Here is an 18,799-nt window from a genome sequence, read left to right on the forward strand (position 1 = left end):
CCCTGCGCTATGGCTCCCGCATGGCTTCCTGGCCGATCGGGAGCATCACACCGAGAATATATTTGAGCACTGTGCGGCGGCCGACCTTAACGTCGGCGGTCACCGGCATGCCAGGGCTCACGGTGAAACCGGTAGGCACGCCGTGGAGGGCGACTTGGTCGATGGAAATCCGCGTGCGATAGAACGGTTCGGCGTCCGAAGGCAGCATGGCCAGTGAGCTGTTCGGATCGCGCGCCTGATCCTGCGCAGAGAAGGAATCAGGGCTGAGCGTCCGCACGGTGCCATGAGCAAGGCCGTATTGCGAATAGGGGAAGGTATCGAACTTGATGACCACCGGGTCGCCGATATGCACAAAGCCGCTGCTGCGGCCGACGATGTTTGTCTCGATTTCAAGCTGCGCGTTGGCCGGCACCAGCGTAATCAAGCGCTCGCCGGACTGCAGGACCGAACCGACCGAGACCTTGGCCACGGATTGAACGATCGCGTCTGCTTCGCTCTTCAGCTCGACCAATTGCTTACGCAGCTTTGCCTTGTTGTGAAGTTCACGGGCGTCCGACATGCGCGAACTGGCTTCGGACAGGCTCTGTGAAACATCCGCTCGCCAGCCCTGAATATAGCCGTCGCGCTCGGCGGCCACCGCCGCCTGCTGGAGCTTTGCGGCTTGCGCGGTCTGCTCGGCATTGCCGAGCGCCCGGGACATTTCCGCGCGATTATCTTCGGCGAGCAGCGTGTTGAGGCGGCTGCCCACCTGCCTTGCTTCGAGCTGCTTGCGCATCTCTTCGATCGAGCCCGCGACCGCGAGCCGCTGGCGGTAGCCATCTGCATCCGATAGCGACCGCGAGATTACGGAACTGAGTTCGTCGCGCTGCCGGTCGAAATTCTCGACCTTGGCGTCATAGACCGCCTTGCGGCGCTCAAAAATCGATGCCTGCAAGGTCCAGCTTGGGTCGAGACCGTCATAGTTGAAGGTCTGGCCGTCCGCTTCGGCTTTCAACCGCGCGACTTCAGCTTCAAGTGTCGAAACCTGCATCCCGAGCGCCGCCAGATCGGCAGAAGCAAAAGTCGCATCGAGGCGAGCAAGCACCTGACCGGCCTGCACGTGCTGTCCCTCACGAACGTCGATCGAGCGCACGATCGCCGTCTCCAGCGGCTGCACGACCATATTGGGCGATTTTGACACCACGAGTCCTCTGGCCGTTACAACCTGATCGACCGGTATCAGTCCGGCCACGGCGATCAGCGCGATGACCAGGCTCGCGATGATCCAGACGATGCGCCGCGCCGCCTGCGGAATAGGAGCATTGGCGACAGCCGTCGACGGCCACTGGAATTCGAGTATGGCTGGCGTCGTCAGATCCCTCGTTTCCATCCGATGCCGCCGAGAGGGGAGGGTGATGAGAGAGGTGCTACTCATGGGTTACCGGACCTGAAGCGCATCTGAGTCGTGGCATCGTCAAACCAACCGCGGTGGGATGGCGACCGGGCGGCCATGACGGCCGTCGAGGTGCCGGTTTTGCTGCGACCACAGCTGACGATACAGCGCGCAGCGCTCGAGCAGTGTCGAGTGCGGCGCGACGTCAAGGACCTTACCTTGATCCATAACCAGGATGTTGTCGCATTCTGTTAGCGAGGACAGCCGGTGCGAAACGATGATCATCGTGCGGCCGCTGGCGATGCGCATAAGATTGGCGCTTACCACTGCCTCGCTCTCCGGGTCGAGCGCGCTGGTCGCTTCGTCGAGGATGAGAATGGTCGGGTCGTGGATGAGGGCGCGTGCGATCGCCAGCCGCTGCTTTTGACCGCCTGACAAATTGGGCGAACCTTCCTCGATATAGGTGTCAAAGCCATTGGGCATGCGCTCGATGAATTCCTGGGCGCCGGCGAGGTGCGCGGCGCGCATGGCATCGGAAAGCGTCAAGCCTGGACGCCCGGCGATGATGTTATCGCGGATCGACCCGCGAAAGAGAAAATTGTCCTGCAGGACCACGCCGAGCCCTTGACGAAGATGGCGTAGGTTGATCTCCTTGAGGTCGACGCCATCAAGTTTGAGGAAGCCACTGTAGTCGCGGTTGATTCCCTGTAGGAGGCGCGCGATCGTTGATTTTCCCGAACCGCTACGCCCAACAATGCCAAACATGCTGCCGGCGGGAATGTGGAAGCTGACCCGGTCAAGCGCCGGTGTCTTTGTAGCGATGTAGCTGAATGTCAGGTCGCTGAAAGTGACCTCGCCCACAAGCCTGGGTCTCAGGCCGGTGGAATTCGAACTGCTCTCCAGCGGCCGGTTGAGAACCGAGGCCGCCTCGCCAATAGCTGCACCGACCTCCTCGTAGTCTTCAACCAGTCGGGCCAGGCCGACCAGCGGCTGCGCTACGCGCTGGGAGATCATCATGAAGGCAAACAGGCTGCCAACCATATAGCCCGAGCGGTCGTTCAATGCGAGATAGGCGCCGATCAGCATGGTGCCGAGCACCATGACGCGTTCGATCGGCGTGACCAGCGTCTGCGGCCAGCTTGCAAGCTGCCCGAAGGCGAGGCGAGCCTTTCCGGCTTCCGCTACGCGCTCATCCCAGAGCGCCTTGCGCTGCGGCTCGAGGCCGAGCGCCTTCACTGTCTTGATGCCGACGACAGTCTCGCCAAGCGCTGCCGACTTCCAGGTCTCGGCTTCGACCACTCGCTGGTATCTGCGGCGCAGCGGTCTGAGAAAGGCAAGGATGATCAGCATGATCACGGCCGCGCACGCCATTACCACCCAGGCGAGCGTGGCATTGATGTAGAACATGACCGGTATCAGCACGCACAGTGTGATCAGATCCAGGAACGTGCTGAGAAGTTTTCCGGTCAGGAACTCTCTAATACGATAGACTTGGGCCAGATGATACATCGTCTCGCCGGCCGGATGACGCTCGAAATAGTCGAGCGGCAGGCGCAAGAGCCGGCTAAAGACGTGCAACTGCAGCTTGGTGTCCAGACGGGCGCCGACGACGTTGATGATCAGTCGCCGCGCATGGCCAAGAAGTGTCTCATAGGCGAAGACCACGGCAATCACCGCAGACAAGAGCAGCAACGTCGAGATGCTGTTGAACTGCAGCACCTTGTTGACCAGCGTCATTACGATGAGTGGCGGCAGGATGGTCAGAATGCTCAGCGTGAACGAGGCAATGGCTATGTCGCGCAGGGGCTGGCTTTCTAGCCGCACCAGTTGGGTGAGCCAGTGAAGGGTGAAAGGCGCATCCGCCGCCACGTGCGACCGTGTCGCGCGCAGCAGCACCGCCTCGCCCGTCCACACCCGCGACAGCCGAAGCTCGTCGATGGGGGTGGCCTCACCGTCGTCCGGCGCGTCGGCACCTTTGAGGAAGACGACATTGCGCTCCGCACTCGCTCCGGTCAGGAGGGCCGCGCCGCCATCGCTGAACAACAGCACGACCGGTCCGGTATCCTGGAAGCGCAAAAGATGTGACCAGCGGATACGCAGGGCACGCGCCCACATGCCGGCGGTCTGCGCCCATTCGGAGAGATCGGTAGCGGTCGGAACCGCGCTCGCTGTCCTGAATTCGTTGGGGTCGAGTTCGACGCCATGATAACGCGCGGCCTGCAGTACTGCCTTGATGCGTGGCCCGATCTGGTCGCGCTCGGCGGGACCGCCGGGGGTCCGCGCCGCCGCGTTGTGGCCGCCCGCTTGGCGCGCTGCGACGTCGCCTTCGGCGTCGGCACGGATCGAGGCCGGCTGGTTTTCGGCGTTTACGGGCACGTTTACCATGGACTTCTCATCCGGTACGCAGGGCGAGGGTTCGAAAATGCCCAAGCCGAGGTATTTGCCGAGGTTTCCGGCAACGCCGCATTATACTTCGAACCGACCGGCCACGCGACTCTGATGCCAATCCCTGTTTGAAAATGATGAACGCGCGAATTCCGCTCTCCCGCGAAGTCCGCGCGTACGTTTCGTCCTGTGTGGTCATGGTGGCTGACCATGGTCGGGAACCCAATAACCTGGAATGATCAGCGCGCGGGTCCGCTTTCCAGCGAAGCCCGCGCGCCTGGTTTAATCTGGACCATTTCCTGTCCAGGTTCACTCACTGCTCACTCATGCGGCTTCAGAATATCCTTCAGAGCCTTCTTCACTGTGTCGTCGGTGTTGGCGTAGCCGGCGCCCTGCTTGGTCTTGTCCGAGATCAGGTCGGTGCTCGCACCAAACGGCTTGTTCTGGTTCTGACCAAATCCACTGATCGTGTTGAGGACATTCAGGAGGTCGGTCGTCACCGAACTGGCCGCCAGGCCAACAAGCTGCCGGAACGACGCATGGCTGACGGCACCACTGTCGGTCGAGCCGGATTGCAGGAACTGCGTCGAGTCCTTTAGGCCCAGCGTATTGGTCGTGACGTTTGCTTTGTGACCAGGGCCGTTTTCGGCATTGTTATGGTTCCCGGAATTACCAGGTGCATCCTGATCTCCGTTGCCAAAGCCGTTATTGCCATGGTGGTGGTCACCTGTGTCACCGCCCGCTCCGGTCGCTCCGGTCGCTCCCGTCGATCCGGCTGAGCCAGTCGCTCCGGTCGAGCCAGTAGAGCCTGTTGCACCAGTTGAGCCAGTAGCTCCGGTCGAACCGGTTGCTCCCGTGGAGCCCGTTGCACCAGTCGAACCTGTGGCTCCCGTGTCGCCAGTTGCACCTGTGGCGCCGGTCGCACCAGTCGCGCCGGTAGAGCCCGTTGCACCAGTCGAGCCTGTCGCCCCGGAATCACCTGTGGCTCCGGTAGCACCAGTCGAGCCAGTCGAGCCCGTTGCACCGGTCGCGCCGGTATCACCGGTTGCTCCGGTCGAGCCAGTCGCTCCGGTCGAGCCAGTCGAGCCGGTTGCTCCGGTCGAGCCAGTCGCCCCGGTGGAACCGGTTGCACCAGTCGAACCTGTAGCTCCAGTGGAGCCAGTAGCCCCGGTATCACCTGTTGCTCCGGTCGCTCCGGTTGCACCAGTTGAACCAGTTGAACCAGTCGCGCCGGTGGAGCCAGTAGCCCCGGTATCACCTGTTGCTCCGGTCGCTCCGGATGCACCAGTTGAACCAGTTGAACCAGTCGCGCCGGTATCACCGGTTGCTCCGGTCGAGCCTGTCGCACCAGTAGAGCCGGTGGCGCCGGTCGAACCTGTCGCTCCCGTATCGCCGGTCGCACCTGTGGCTCCGGTAGCACCAGTCGCGCCGGTCGAGCCCGTTGCACCGGTCGCGCCGGTATCACCGGTTGCTCCGGTCGAGCCTGTCGCACCGGTAGAGCCGGTGGCGCCGGTCGAACCTGTCGCTCCCGTATCGCCGGTCGCACCTGTGGCTCCGGTAGCACCAGTCGAGCCAGTCGAGCCCGTTGCACCGGTCGCGCCGGTATCACCGGTTGCTCCGGTCGAGCCAGTCGCTCCGGTCGAGCCAGTCGCTCCAGTAGAGCCGGTTGCTCCGGTCGAGCCTGTCGCCCCGGTATCACCGGTTGCTCCGGTCGAGCCTGTTGCACCAGTAGAGCCGGTGGCGCCGGTCGAACCTGTCGCTCCCGTATCGCCGGTCGCACCTGTGGCTCCGGTAGCACCAGTCGAGCCAGTCGAGCCCGTTGCACCGGTCGCGCCGGTATCACCGGTTGCCCCGGTCGAGCCTGTCGCACCAGTAGAGCCGGTGGCGCCGGTCGAACCTGTCGCACCAGTAGAGCCGGTGGCGCCGGTCGAACCTGTCGCTCCCGTATCGCCGGTCGCACCTGTGGCTCCGGTAGCACCAGTCGCGCCGGTCGAGCCCGTTGCACCGGTCGCGCCGGTATCACCGGTTGCTCCGGTCGAGCCTGTCGCACCGGTAGAGCCGGTGGCGCCGGTCGAACCTGTCGCTCCCGTATCGCCGGTCGCACCTGTGGCTCCGGTAGCACCAGTCGAGCCAGTCGAGCCCGTTGCACCCGTCGCGCCGGTATCACCGGTTGCTCCGGTTGAACCTGTCGCTCCCGTATCGCCGGTCGCACCTGTGGCTCCGGTAGCACCAGTCGAGCCAGTCGAGCCCGTTGCACCGGTCGCCCCGGTATCACCGGTTGCTCCGGTCGAGCCTGTCGCACCGGTAGAGCCGGTTGCTCCGGTCGAACCTGTCGCTCCCGTATCGCCGGTCGCACCTGTGGCTCCGGTAGCACCAGTCGCGCCGGTCGAGCCCGTTGCACCGGTCGCGCCGGTATCACCGGTTGCTCCGGTTGAGCCTGTCGCTCCCGTATCGCCGGTCGCACCTGTGGCTCCGGTAGCACCAGTCGCGCCGGTCGAGCCCGTTGCACCGGTCGCGCCGGTATCACCGGTTGCTCCGGTCGAGCCTGTCGCACCAGTAGAGCCGGTGGCGCCGGTCGAACCTGTCGCTCCCGTATCGCCGGTCGCACCTGTGGCTCCGGTAGCACCAGTCGCGCCGGTCGAGCCCGTTGCACCGGTCGCGCCGGTATCACCGGTTGCTCCGGTCGAGCCTGTCGCACCGGTAGAGCCGGTGGCGCCGGTCGAACCTGTCGCTCCCGTATCGCCGGTCGCACCTGTGGCTCCGGTAGCACCAGTCGAGCCAGTCGAGCCCGTTGCACCGGTCGCGCCGGTATCACCGGTTGCTCCGGTTGAACCTGTCGCTCCCGTATCGCCGGTCGCACCTGTGGCTCCGGTAGCACCAGTCGAGCCAGTCGAGCCCGTTGCACCGGTCGCGCCGGTATCACCGGTTGCTCCGGTTGAGCCTGTCGCTCCCGTATCGCCGGTCGCACCTGTGGCTCCGGTTGAACCAGTAGAGCCAGTCGCTCCGGTATCGCCGGTCGAACCTGTGGCGCCCGTTGCACCGGTCGAACCAGAAGCACCCGTCGCGCCAGTCCCACCAGAAGCGCCCGTGGCGCCGGTCGCGCCAGTTGCGCCCGTTGCACCGGTCCCACCCGAAGCACCTGTCGCGCCCGTCGCACCGGTCACACCTGAAGCACCCGTGGCGCCAGTGGCGCCAGTGGCGCCCGTTGCACCGGTCCCGCCTGAAGCACCCGTGGCACCTGTCGCGCCAGTCGCACCCGCGCCTGTGGCGCCCGTCGCGCCGGTCGCACCCGTTGCGCCCGCGCCGGTCGCGCCTGTGGCTCCGGTCGGACCGGTGGGGCCTGCCGGGCCTGTCGCGCCTTGGCTCGTAACAGCCAGGTTGCCGCCAACAAATGTATCACCGTTTTTGCCGTTGTTGGTAGAATCGGGGCTGAACGCGAACGCAGTTCCGCCGGCGTTGTGTATAAGCGTGCCATATATGTTAAAGCCGCTGTCATATATTGCATAGTCATGCAAAGTATCTGGGATCGAAATCGTTATAGCAAAATTTGGGGCAACAGTATTAGCCGAGGATGGAAGAACGAAGCTGCCGACAACGGTGTTGGTTGTTGTATCGATAATGTAAAATGTATTGATGCTCTTACTGCTTCCGGATGAGACAGTACCAGTGAGCGTCAAATTGCCCCCTGCCAGGACCCCAGTGTAGGCCGCCACGCCAACGGATGTCATCGGCGGCAAGCGCGAGCCGGCCGAGTTTTCGGGCATCTCCCATGAGCCGCCCAGCTTGGCTGCGCCAACCAGCGACCTGGATGCGCAAACGTCCGCGCCGATGGCCTCTTGCAGCGCCGTTACGAAGGTCTCGCCCGCAACCCCCGATGCCGTCTCGCAGCTCCACAGCCGCAGTTCACCGTCCGCGGCAAGCGCCCTGCCGATTGCGGCAAGATCCTCAGCATCTTCCTTCAGTGTAGCGGCCGACCACTCTCCGGCTGTGAAGCTAACCCGGCCAGGCGCGCCATGCGCCATAATATGGATCGCGTCGAGCCCTTCATGCCCTGCGAGCGCCGCAGCGATCTGCCGCGCCGCCGGCCAGCGGCCGTCGAGCACAATCGCTTGAACCTCGGGGCGCACGTTGCCGAGAACCGTCTGCAGGTCGGAGACTGAAGGATCGACAAAAAGAATTTCAGAGGCACGGGCCATGACTGGCTCCTGTTGGCTTCGAACTCAGTTCAAGCGGAAACCGCCCACCGGCCTGGCCGGCGAGCGCTCGGGATCAGCGGCTTGAGAGGCCTCATCTTCCGGACGGTCCGACGGCGCCGTCGGGATGTTCGACAGCGGGGCTCTCTACGCGGAGGAAGCTGCAGGCCTGGAAATTCCCGCCATCGTCAAACGTGCCAATCGCCAATGAACCGGCTGCGGCCGGAACCTTGACGGTGACAGCGACGGCGAGGCTTCGCTTGACGGCCTTGGGAAGAATGACTTGACCGACGACGGCGCTCTTGGCGGTGTCCAGGATAAAATATGGCACATTTTCGGTCGTGTCGCCGATGGGCAAGACGCCTCTCACGGCAACTTCCATGACCGCAAACCCCGTTATATAGCTCATGATTTCCTCCTCCGTCGGCAGCGGCTGCGCCGCCGTTTGTCTTGTTTCGTGCCTAGGTTTCTATCGCTGCCGAGCGCCCGCGCCAGCTGAGGCCTGTCGCAGCTTCTACCGGCGCTCGAGCCGCGTGCATTGAGCAGCCAGCAGCTCCGCACACCAACGGGCGCCGTGCAGGGCGACGAGCAATACTTCTCAAGCGCCAGGCAATCTTTGCTGGCGGTCAGGTGCAGATAATTGGGGGATTGATCGAAGCAGAAAGCTGCGTTGCGGACGCATCGTTTCGCACTTGGTATCACACCAGCCACAGCCAACTCCCAACACGCGTCTCAACTTGCGAGGGAAATCGACTACTTGCGAGGGAACATCAGGTTGGGAAAACGTTGGATGACGTCTTCCTTGCGCCAAACACTTTCTGCGCCCTCACGCACGAAGTGGCACTTGCTCCAGATACTCTCCTGGCTTCGCAGACAACGCGAACCGACAGGCCTACTGCCCGGTCCACGGAAACCCTCCCATACACAAGACATTAGTAAATTATAAAATTAGCAACTTGTAAATAACCTGTTTACAATTTGTTAATTGCCCAACCACGATTTACTACCTTGGAAAACATCGAGATGGCGCGCATACGACCAAATGCATCGAAAAATCCGGGGCTTAAGATACACCACCTTCGTTATCGACGAACGCTTGATATCGCGGCGGGGTGTACATGGCGATCGAGCCTACAGGGCAATTCGCAAAGCCTCGCCCAGGGTGACCGCGAGACCCTTGCTGCGGCGGAAGGTGCTGGCTAACAATGGATCACGCTGAGGTAGCATCCAGATGGCCGAGGCAGGGGAAAATGTGCATGGGACATGAAGGCCGGATAAGTCCGCACTGGAACGGATCCCTGTCCCCGATGGCACCATGGCACAAATGTAACCGCTTCAGCCCGCAGTCATGGGGGTCGAAAGTCAGCATATGACAAGCGGTATGCGCCTCTGCCTTAACATGATCGTCAAGAACGAGATGGCGAACCTTCAACGCTGTCTCGGGGCGGTTGTCGACCACATCGACTGCTGGGTCATCGGCGACACCGGCTCGAACGACGGAACCCAGGATTTCATCAAGGCGTTCTTTGCCGTCCACAACCTGCCTGGCGAGCTGCACGAGTTCCCGTTCCACAATTTCGAGCAGGCCCGCAACGCCGCGCTCGATCACGCCTATGCCTCGCCGCTCGCCTATGACTATCTGCTGTTCGACGATGCCGACATGGAGCTGATGGTTGAGCATACGGGGTTCCGCGAGGGGCTCGACGGCCCGGGCTACCGGCTGTTGCAGCGGTCGGATTCCGGCCTGGCCTATTGGAACACGCGCCTTGTCAAACGCGACGCCGGTGCCCGCTACCATGGCGTGACCCACGAATATCTCGACGTGCCCGGTGGCGTGCAGGAACTGAGGGGTGCCTGGTACAAGGACCACGCCAGCGGCTCGAACCGGGTGGACAAGTTCGAGCGTGATGCCAGGCTTTTGCTGGACGCCCTTGAGAACGATCCGGAAAATCAGCGCTACTGGTTCTACCTGGCGCAGTCCTACCGCGACGCTGGGCGGACGGCGGAGGCGGCGGTGGCCTACGCCAAGCGTGCCGCGATGGGCGGCTGGGACGAGGAGGCGTGGAATGCCCGCCTGCAGGAGGCGCGCTGCCTGCGCAAACTCGGCGACGAGGCTGGCTTTGTTCAACAGGCGCTTGCCGCCTTCAATCAACGGCCGCAACGCGCCGAGCCACTTTATGACCTGGCACGGTTTTACCGCGAGAAGGGGATGAACGACGCCAGCGTGTTGTTCTCCGAAGCAGGGCTGGCGATCAAGCGGCCGGAGCAGGACATCCTGTTCCTCGAGGATTTCGTCTACACGACAGGCCTGCTGGAAGAATTTTCCATTGCGGCAAACTACGCGCACGATCCCGTGCGCAAGGACCGCGGTTTCGCGGCATGCAACTGGTTAGCGCTGGACCGTAGTATCGGCGATGGACCCAGGGATCTCGCGTGGTCCAACCTGTTCTTCTATGTGCAGCCAGCCAAGACAACGATGCCGTCGTTCAGCGCTCATCCGATCGTTTTCGCTGCGCCCGAGGGCTACAGGCCGTCAAGCCCCTCGGTGGCGCGCCTGGGCAAGGAGATTGTGCTTGCTCAGGCAGCGGTGAACTACACCACAAGCGAAGACGGCGTCCATCTCCGGACGAAAGGCGGCGAGGCGATCCTCGCTCGGAATTTCCTTCTGCGGTTGACCAATGGGCTCGCCGTCCGATCGACAACCGAGATGCTGCCGCCGACAAACATGCGCGAGGCCGGCGTCGAGGACCTGCGTCTGTTCGCCTGGAAAGGTAAGCTGTGGGGCTCGGCCTCCGTCCGCGATCTGGCGGACAGCGAGGGCAAGCAGGTCATCATGCGCGTCGACGACAGCGAAACCAGCCACCACCGGATGACCGACCTGCGCGTGCTGCCCGCGACGGGGCCGAGTGCGCACGACGGGAGATGGATGACGCAGGTCAAATCAGGCGAAGCCCGCGAGGAGCGGCTGCAGTTCGTCTATTTCGGCGATCCAGTTCGGGTGGCGGATGAGCAAGCTGAAACGATCAGCGAGAGCTCTCCTGGAATTGCGGCCCAACAATTCAGCGGCGTAAGCCAACAGGTCGCTTTCGCCGGCGGTTGGCTAATGTTGATTCGCGAGGTGCAATGGAGACCCTCCGAGAGCAGGCGATACTGCCTGCATCGGTTTGTTTGGTTCGACGCAATGAACCTGCTGCAAAAGGTGAGCCGTCCCTTTTACTTCAAGGAAAAGGGCGCCGAGTTCGCTGCCGGATTGGCTTGGCATCCCGATGAGAAGCGCTTGCTGATTTCCTACAGCGTTGCCGACAGCGAGTGCTGGATCGCGACCGTCGATGAGGCGGATGTGGGAGGGATGCTAGAGGATGTGGATCGCCTGTCTTCGGGGGTGGCTGATCCAGGAACGAAGCAGACACTGTCGACGCCGGCCTTTCGCGCCCCTCCAACGAAAGCCGCGATCAAGCCTGGCCGCGCCGACGGTGGGGCCATGGGTCATGCAAACCGGGCGCCGTTGGAAGGTAAGGACTTCGGCACCGGCAGCATGAAGTCGACAGAAGAGATCTTTCATGAGCTCGCGCCGTTTCTGCGCGACGTGGATTCTCCGCTGGAACGACGGCAACGATCGCGCCAGTTCGACGCGCGGATTTATCCCTTCCTTGGCAGCGACGACACCGCACTTCCGCAGATCAACTGCTTCTATGAAGCGATGTCCGACAAAGCTGAGCATCGTACCTTGATTGGCGCCACAACGTCGATGCGAGCGGCTGGCCATCCGGTGCGGGTGTGGAGCTATGCGCCAGAGAAGCTCGAATTCCTCGTCCCGCACGGGATCGAGGTCCGCAATGCCGACGACGTCATGCCGCGGGCCCTGTTCGAGCGCATCGTCGCCGGCTCCGAGATCAGATATTTCAGCGATATTTTCCGCTACGCCCTGCTCTACGAACATGGCGGCCTGTGGATGGATTCCGACGTGATCCTGCTGCGGCCGTTCCCCTTTCGCGGCGATCACTTTTTCAATCTGCAATGGCGGGGAGCACACAAGGGCCACTTCATCTGCGGCAACGTCATATACGCCAAGCCCTACAGCCGCCACCTCAGGGCGCTATACGAAATGTCGCTGGAGCGTTTCCATGAAGCGCGCGGCAAGGATTTCGGCGACATCGGCCCCAAGCTGCTGTCTGACTACATCGCCTCCGATGCGGGAGCCGAACTGCGAGAACGGGTGTTCAGCCCGATGTTCTATAACGCGATCGATTGGACGGAGATCGACCGGTTCGACAGGCCGATAGCGGAATTGGCTGACTATCTAAACGATGATCGCGTGTTCGGCATCCATCTTTGGACCGCCCGCAACGACGCCCGGCCGGGCGGCGAAGCGGCCCCGTTGATCTCGCTGCTGATCAGCCCGCTCGACAGTTTCCCCACATTCACAAGTCTCGCCGACCGCTTCAATACCGACAAGAACCGGCACACCGGGAACCGACACGCCTATGCCCGGATCTACGATCGGCTGCTGTCGAGCAGAAGGCTGGCCATGAAACTCCTCTTGGAGATCGGCCAGTCCACCAAGCAGGCACAAGGCAACCGGACCGAGACGCCTTCGGTCGACCTGTGGCAGAGCTATTTTCCGTTCTGCCGGGTGATGGGCGTCGACCGGACTGATTTTTCGCAGCTCAACAACGAAAGATTCAAGTCGTTCGTCTGCGACCAGTCCAAGCTCGACGATCTGCGCGAGGTGGCCGCGAAATTCGGACCTGGGTCGCTTGACGTGATCGTCGACGACGGCAGCCATGCCTCGTTCGACGAGCAGTTGACGCTGCGCGAGTTTTTCCCTCTGCTCGCAGGGGGCGGCTGGTACTTCCTCGAAGACCTTGACTGGCAGCCGCCGGGCGAGGATCTCGGCAAGATCACGCTGACTAAGACCCTGCTGCGGGAAATCCAGCAGCACGGCAGCGCGCGCTCGGTCGATCCGCTGGGCGTGAGCGCGCTTGCCGGTCAGTTCGCCGAAATCCTCTTCTTCGACAGCCACTACGAACTGAATCGGGCAAAGCTGCTCGGTGGCTTGGTGGCTATCCGCAAGGGCCCGTCGGGCATGTCCGCCAGGCGAAGTCTTGCACCAGTGCGTGAGTGAGCAGAGCGCCGTGAAAGTCGCTGTCTACACCATCGCCTTGAACGAAGCCGCAAACGCGGAGCGCTGGGCCAATTCGGCCGTCGACGCCGACTATCGCATTGTCGCCGACACGGGCAGCACCGACGATACGGTGGAACGGCTGACCGCTGCCGGCGTTACCGTGCACAGGATAGCGGTCCGCCCATGGCGTTTCGACGATGCCCGCAACGCCGCCATGGCACTGATCCCGCACGACGTCGATGTGTGCTGCACAATGGACATGGACCGGTTCCTTGAACCTGGCTGGCGGGCAAAGCTCGAGGCTGTCTGGACTCGCGAGACGACAGCCCTTTATTGTCAGACAGTGTACAGAGCGAGCGTCGACGACCCGACCCCACTTCGCAACTGGCCAGCGAAAAACTTTCATCATCGCTGGGGATATCGTTTCAGGCGGCCAGTCCACGAGGCTCTGGTCTTCACTGGAGAAACGGAGGTCACGGCGAACAGCAGTGACATTGTCATGTTCGAGGTGCAGGACCTCGCCAAGCCAACAAGGAGCAGCTACCTGCCGCTGATGGAGGTGGCACTGAAGGAAGACCCCGAAGACGCTCAAATCTGCTTCTGGCTCGGACGGGACTTGATGTGGGCCAACCAGCAAGAGCGGGCCGTTTCGCTGCTCGAGCGCTACCTTGAATTGCCAACAAGCAGGTGGGCGGAAGAACGCTCCGAGGCGATGCGTTATATCGCGCGCATGCGGCCGGAGCAGAAATTGTCCTGGCTGGACAAGGCCCGGATGGAAGCGCCGCACCGGCGTGAGATCTGGCTCGACCTGGCAGAGGAGTTCCACAGCAAGGCCGACTGGCTGAATCTGTTCTGGGCCTGCACCAATGGGATCGAGAAGACGCACCGCACCGGCAGCTATCTGGACGAAGCGAACTGCTGGGGTTTTCGATTGTGTGATCTCGGTGCGATCGCGTCGTGGCGCCTCAATGTCATGGACCAGGCGGTGGAGTGGGGGCAAAGGGCGCTAGAACTGGATACGGGCAATCAGCGGCTAAAGGACAACCTCGATTTTTTCATTAGACACCGAGACGACTTGCGGGCAGGGGCATGAACAGTCCGTCCTACAAGCCCGCGCGGCTGTTCACGGCGTTCGGCACCGTCATATATGTCGAGCCCTTAACGGGTGAGTTGCGACACGGCCCTGTCGAGAGCAGCCCGGCGAACGCATTTTTTGAGTCGAGCAACCGTTCGGGAGGTGCAAACCGGCAGGGTCGCCTGATCCATGCCGTCAACGGTTCGGCCGAACCGATCTCCTGCTATTCTGGCACCTGCTTTTCCGTCTCACAGTCGCAGCGCGAAAACCAAGCCGTCGATCCCACGATATTCGAATTCATTCCGCTAGAGCGTGGTTTGCTGGCGCTGAAGTCCGGCGGAGTTTTTCTGTCGGCCATACCTGACGGTCAGATGAGGCTCAGCGCTCCTGTTTGCAGCACGTGGGAGCTATTCGTCGCGTCGGAGAACTGGTGCACTGACATCGCCGGCTTGGGCGGTGAAATATTGCGCGCCGCTGGACCGGAATTCGACAGGAGCGGGATCCATGGTTACATTATTCATCCGGTCATAAGGGCGAGAACAAATAGGAATTCTAAACGACCGAGAGTACTGATATATGGCTATACAAAGTGGTCTCACGGTAGGGTTTACTACGATATAATGCGTAAATTACATGACCTTGGGTTCATTGTAGATATACTTGATTGGCAAATAAATAATATCGATCAAGTCGAGTACCTTTCAAAATACTACGATGTGTGGATGAGTGCCCTCGATGGAGTGTCCACGTTGGTGGATCGATATCAAGTTCCATACGATCGAATAATTGCCATTTCCCACCACGAATTCGATATACGTATGCTTGTAGAACAGAAGGGAAAAGACGTATTCGACAAGTTTGCAAATTATGGTGTAGTTAGTGAATCGGTGTATTCAGCCTCGATGATGCTAGGCATACCGAGAATGCCAGAGGTCGCATCGCTCGCTATAGACTATCAGAGCTTCTTTAGTCCTTTGCCAGAACGGCTAACGACAGTTGGCTACGCCACATCAATGTCCGTACAGACGTATGGTGTGGAGTGGAAGCGCGGAGACCTTGCCGAAGCGGCAGCGGAGGAGGCCGGGTTGATATTCAAGGTGGCCGGCTCAACTGCAAACCAGATTTCATTCCACGATATGCCGATTTTCTATCAGAGCGTCGATGCAGTTGTAACAAGTTCGGTTAACGAGTCTGGCCCGTTATCGGTTATGGAAGGGGCAGCTGCGGGAAGGCTTGTAATCGGCACATCTGTGGGCCACTTTCCTCTCAAGGCTTATCAAGGAGGCGGCATAATTGCGCCGATCGAGCCCAGCAAATTCAAGGCCTTCACCAGTGCCACTCTGCGCTACTATAAGGAGAATCCCGCTGCCTTTGTGGAAAAGTGCTATATGACGAGGGAAGCTGCGCGAAAGTTCGACTGGCAATACTCGATTGATGAGTGGGTCGATCTGATCGAACGACCAGGATCGCCTGCCAAGTCTTCTCGCTTAGCCACTCGAACTTATATCGACCAAGGGTCAATTAGCCTTGCGCCTGTCGCCTTGCAATCAAATGGCGAAGCTGGACCACCATTGATTCACTTGATAAACCTGGACCGCAGTATTGCACGACTTTCTAAATATCAAGCCAATAACCCGCATCTTGTCAGAAATACTTTGAGGGTATCAGCAATTGATGGTGCGTCAGTTGACAGAGATCAGCTAATAAAGGAAGGATTTATTACTGAGGACTGCACTTACCTTCCAGGTTCTCTTGGATGCGCTTTGTCTCACATCAACCTATGGAAGTTGGCGGTTTCAGAAAATAAGATAATTACTGTTTTTGAAGATGATGTTCGTGCGTCATTTGACTTTCTTACGGAATCTGCCCGCATTCTCTCCAACGCACCGGCGGACTGGGACATGATAAAGTGGGGTTTCCTCTTTGATCCGCTCTTCCTGTGGTTGGATTTCAGTTTCTCGAAAGCTAAGCTTGAATTCTATGATCGTCGATACAGCAAGCAAGGCACCTTGTTCCAATCTGACAAATCCTCTCGGTCTCTTATTAGGATAGCGCACTCTTTTGGTCTGCAAGCCTACTCACTTACGCCAAGGGGGGCGCAGAAACTTCTTGAACGATGCCTGCCTTTGAAAAAAAGAACTATTCCATTTCCAGGAACTGGAGTAATTCTTGAGGATACAGGTATCGACTGCGCGATGTGTGCGGCGTATAGCTCGATGCAAGCGTTCATCTGCATGCCGCCGCTTGTCATTGCCGATGATGAACAGCTTTCTGAGCGAGAAGCTGCGGACCGAGCTCATTGATTTGATGACTCTCAATAAAACTTTCTCTGAACGTCACCATTAAGAATTAAGAATATGGAGCAAGCCCTAATGCGTCGGAGATCGCGGCAAATTTTCGCTTTACCGGCTCCGATGAGGCCATGATCCTTTCACGCCGCTTGGTAAAAACCGCGTCGAACTCAATCGCATCGCCGTCAAAATGCTTTATTTCGTTAAGCTTCCGTAGAGAAAATCCAAAATCATCAAGGAGTGAAACGATATCACAAAGTAATTTTTGACCTATATATATGGGTGTGACGTGTGTTTCCAATTCAACGGCTAGGCAAGACTCCAGAAGGCGACCGAATCCGATAAGTACTTCGTATTCGAAGCCCTGAACATCAATTTTTACCATGTCCGGTGAGGGCGCGCTCTGGGTTCGGAAAAATTCGTCAAATCGAACACATTCGACCTCTTGGGTGCCGATCGTAGTGAAAAGTCGTCCTATGGAATACCGCTGCAACACCTCTGTATTTGGCGCTCTCAGTGATGAGCAGTCCGATGAGGCAGCTATGTGTAATTTTTGAGTGCCAGTGGAATGCGCTAGGGCCTTCTCTATTACTTGAGCGCCAGGGATTCGGCCAAGAGTTTCCCTTATCGCGGCTGCCTCCGACGGTATCGGTTCGAAAACCATCGGCGTAATCCGATCGGCTCTTAGCATCCACTGGATCTGCAGGCCCCCTTGGCCGCCGACATCGACAATCGTGATGCGCTCCTCCGCTGGCACACTAGACAATTCAGCATTTGCGTCAAAGGTCTCAACCAGAACGCTCATGAGGACAAATTGCTCATGTCCTGTACCAGAATAGACGGGCTTGCGGTTGTTGGAGCAGCCAATTGATAGTGTTGGGTGGAGATTCAGAAAATGTATGTCGATATCAAAGACATCCTCAGCGACATGATCAACCGATATACTTATACTTATGCCGTTATCTAGGATAATTCCACTAGGAGATATTTCGGCGACATCAATAGAACCGTAGTGGTGGACGTAGAAATTGGTGGTGCAATTCACGCAAAATTTTACGCGACACTTCACTCTAACAATTCTAAAAAGAAAAGCTGGATCTTGCAATCGCAAGAGGTGCCAGCTATGTCGTTCTGTATCCGAGACGACAAGAAATTCGCCTTCTAGGCGAATAGACATCTCATGCGCCACCTGCCAATTTGAAAAATCATCTCCGCTGTAAGTTTGCGAAAGGATAGCCTCGCCCACTCCTGATGCCCTATCTGCTCCCCGAGCCTTCGCCATTGGTGGATAGCATGGTAGATTAAATCTGGGCGGTCGGACATCAGGAATCGAAGTGCGACGACGAGATTTCGTTACACTCTTGGGAGGCTCGGCGGCCGGCAGCCTGATTTCTGCGTCGTTGACCGATCGGGACGCCCTCGGGGAAAGCTACGCGACCATGGCACCGACTACTGCGTCCCCATCCCTCCTTTCAGCCCCGTTCGAACTCGCCGGCGACTGGGGCCACATGCCTCCGCGCGCGGCAGATCAGGTCATCGAGCGCACGCGGCACGCCTGCCTGGATGGCGTCCGCCTGCTCTCCGATCGCCAGCCGACGCGACTTCGTGTCGACGAGCACACTTCCGGGCAGCCGGCGATCTGGCTGCACCCCGACGGCAGCAGCATGGCGTGGATCATTGTCGACATAGGCGAACGCGACTGGTCAAAGCTCGCCTACCAATTCGGCCATGAGCTCGGCCACGTCATGGCAAACAGCTGGCAGGCGGACGCCAAGCCGGCGCCGCCCTGTCAGTGGCTCGAGGAGGCGTTGGTCGAGGCCTTCTCGCTGCGCGGTCTCGGTCGCTTGGCAAAGGACTGGAAAGAGAATCCGCCATTTGCCGGCGACAACGCGTTCGGCGATGCCATCGCGGCGTATCGCGACAACATCGCCCGCGGCTACGCGGCGCTCGCCGACAGCCAGGGGCTGAGCCGCGACGCCGCTGCCTGGTTCGGCGACCATCGAGGCGAGATCGAAATACCCGGCCTCAATCCGTTTGCTCAAGCAATGTCCCGAACCATCCTGACTGAGTACGAGGCGGCGCCCGACTGCATCGAGGCGCTGGGCGCAATCAACCGATGGCCCGGCCGCACAGGTGTACCGATCGCCGAGTATCTGAAGCGATGGGAGGCGAGTTGCGCCGAACTGCAAGCCTCGCCCCGACTGCCGGTCCGGCTGCGCGAACTGCTGCACATTGCTTGATCGGTAAGGGGGTGACGAACAAACCAGCCATCTCTGATCTTCGGAACTGCACCGAAGGAGGCAATTGCGAGCGTTGACGCGCACGAGACAGCATCCTTCCGCGAAGCCTTGCACGGGC

The 18,799-nt window shown here is 60.0% G+C and carries 9 protein-coding genes and 1 pseudogene; 4 read left to right on the forward strand and 6 right to left on the reverse strand.

From position 1 onward, the window contains the following. Window positions 1-7 precede the first annotated feature (7 nt). The 5 genes and pseudogenes from AC3EMP_RS18355 to AC3EMP_RS18375 form a co-directional block, all read right to left on the reverse strand. Window positions 8-1,414, reverse strand: coding sequence for an HlyD family type I secretion periplasmic adaptor subunit (locus AC3EMP_RS18355; protein ID WP_023697333.1), 1,407 nt, complete (start codon window positions 1,412-1,414; stop codon window positions 8-10). 39 nt (window positions 1,415-1,453) lie between these two features. After that, window positions 1,454-3,757: a peptidase domain-containing ABC transporter gene (locus AC3EMP_RS18360; protein ID WP_352713488.1), complete on the reverse strand. Its 2,304-nt coding sequence runs from the start codon at window positions 3,755-3,757 to the stop codon at window positions 1,454-1,456. Window positions 3,758-4,077: 320 nt separating this feature from the next. Beyond that, window positions 4,078-6,921 carry a beta strand repeat-containing protein gene (locus tag AC3EMP_RS18365; RefSeq protein ID WP_488494734.1) on the reverse strand — a complete coding sequence of 948 codons (2,844 nt, stop codon included), beginning with the start codon at window positions 6,919-6,921 and terminating at the stop codon, window positions 4,078-4,080. Between the two features lie 537 nt (window positions 6,922-7,458). Then, window positions 7,459-7,953 (reverse strand): annotated as a pseudogene (locus AC3EMP_RS18370) (DUF4347 domain-containing protein); the annotation flags it as partial. Window positions 7,954-8,044: 91 nt separating this feature from the next. Then, window positions 8,045-8,359: a hypothetical protein gene (locus AC3EMP_RS18375; protein WP_155923361.1), complete on the reverse strand. Its 315-nt coding sequence runs from the start codon at window positions 8,357-8,359 to the stop codon at window positions 8,045-8,047. Window positions 8,360-9,349: 990 nt separating this feature from the next. On the opposite strand from AC3EMP_RS18375, the gene AC3EMP_RS18380 reads away from it, so the two are divergent. Genes AC3EMP_RS18380 through AC3EMP_RS18390 form a run of 3 tightly spaced genes read left to right on the forward strand, consistent with a single transcriptional unit; the run spans window position 9,350 to window position 16,453 of the window. Then, window positions 9,350-13,075 (forward strand): glycosyltransferase, encoded by a 3,726-nt coding sequence (locus AC3EMP_RS18380; protein WP_488494642.1) that lies wholly within the window; start codon window positions 9,350-9,352, stop codon window positions 13,073-13,075. Between the two features lie 10 nt (window positions 13,076-13,085). Beyond that, a complete protein-coding gene (locus tag AC3EMP_RS18385) occupies window positions 13,086-14,168 on the forward strand; it encodes a tetratricopeptide repeat-containing glycosyltransferase (protein WP_196814961.1) in 1,083 nt (360 codons plus the stop codon). After that, window positions 14,165-16,453 carry a glycosyltransferase family 25 protein gene (locus AC3EMP_RS18390; protein WP_352713575.1) on the forward strand — a complete coding sequence of 763 codons (2,289 nt, stop codon included), beginning with the start codon at window positions 14,165-14,167 and terminating at the stop codon, window positions 16,451-16,453. Before AC3EMP_RS18385 ends, AC3EMP_RS18390 begins: the two co-directional genes overlap by 4 nt. Before the next feature lie 46 nt (window positions 16,454-16,499). On the opposite strand, the gene AC3EMP_RS18395 is transcribed toward AC3EMP_RS18390, so the two are convergent. Continuing rightward, a complete protein-coding gene (locus tag AC3EMP_RS18395) occupies window positions 16,500-17,687 on the reverse strand; it encodes an FkbM family methyltransferase (RefSeq protein ID WP_196814960.1) in 1,188 nt (395 codons plus the stop codon). A 262-nt stretch (window positions 17,688-17,949) separates the two neighbouring features. Here AC3EMP_RS18395 and AC3EMP_RS18400 point away from each other — a divergent pair, with 262 nt between their 5' ends. After that, window positions 17,950-18,681 (forward strand): hypothetical protein, encoded by a 732-nt coding sequence (locus AC3EMP_RS18400; RefSeq protein WP_245274095.1) that lies wholly within the window; start codon window positions 17,950-17,952, stop codon window positions 18,679-18,681. The last annotated feature ends 118 nt before the right edge of the window (window positions 18,682-18,799 follow it).

Source organism: Mesorhizobium sp. P160219 (assembly GCF_057786095.1).

What these genes read in the sequence shown, in the direction of transcription:
- AC3EMP_RS18355 (WP_023697333.1), bottom strand. Translation starts at nt 1,414, where the DNA reads ATGAGTAGCACCTCTCTCATCACCCTCCCCTCTCGGCGGCATCGGATG.
- AC3EMP_RS18360 (WP_352713488.1), bottom strand. Translation starts at nt 3,757, where the DNA reads ATGGTAAACGTGCCCGTAAACGCCGAAAACCAGCCGGCCTCGATCCGT.
- AC3EMP_RS18375 (WP_155923361.1), bottom strand. Translation starts at nt 8,359, where the DNA reads ATGAGCTATATAACGGGGTTTGCGGTCATGGAAGTTGCCGTGAGAGGC.
- AC3EMP_RS18380 (WP_488494642.1), top strand. Translation starts at nt 9,350, where the DNA reads ATGATCGTCAAGAACGAGATGGCGAACCTTCAACGCTGTCTCGGGGCG.
- AC3EMP_RS18390 (WP_352713575.1), top strand. Translation starts at nt 14,165, where the DNA reads ATGAACAGTCCGTCCTACAAGCCCGCGCGGCTGTTCACGGCGTTCGGC.
- AC3EMP_RS18400 (WP_245274095.1), top strand. Translation starts at nt 17,950, where the DNA reads ATGCCTCCGCGCGCGGCAGATCAGGTCATCGAGCGCACGCGGCACGCC.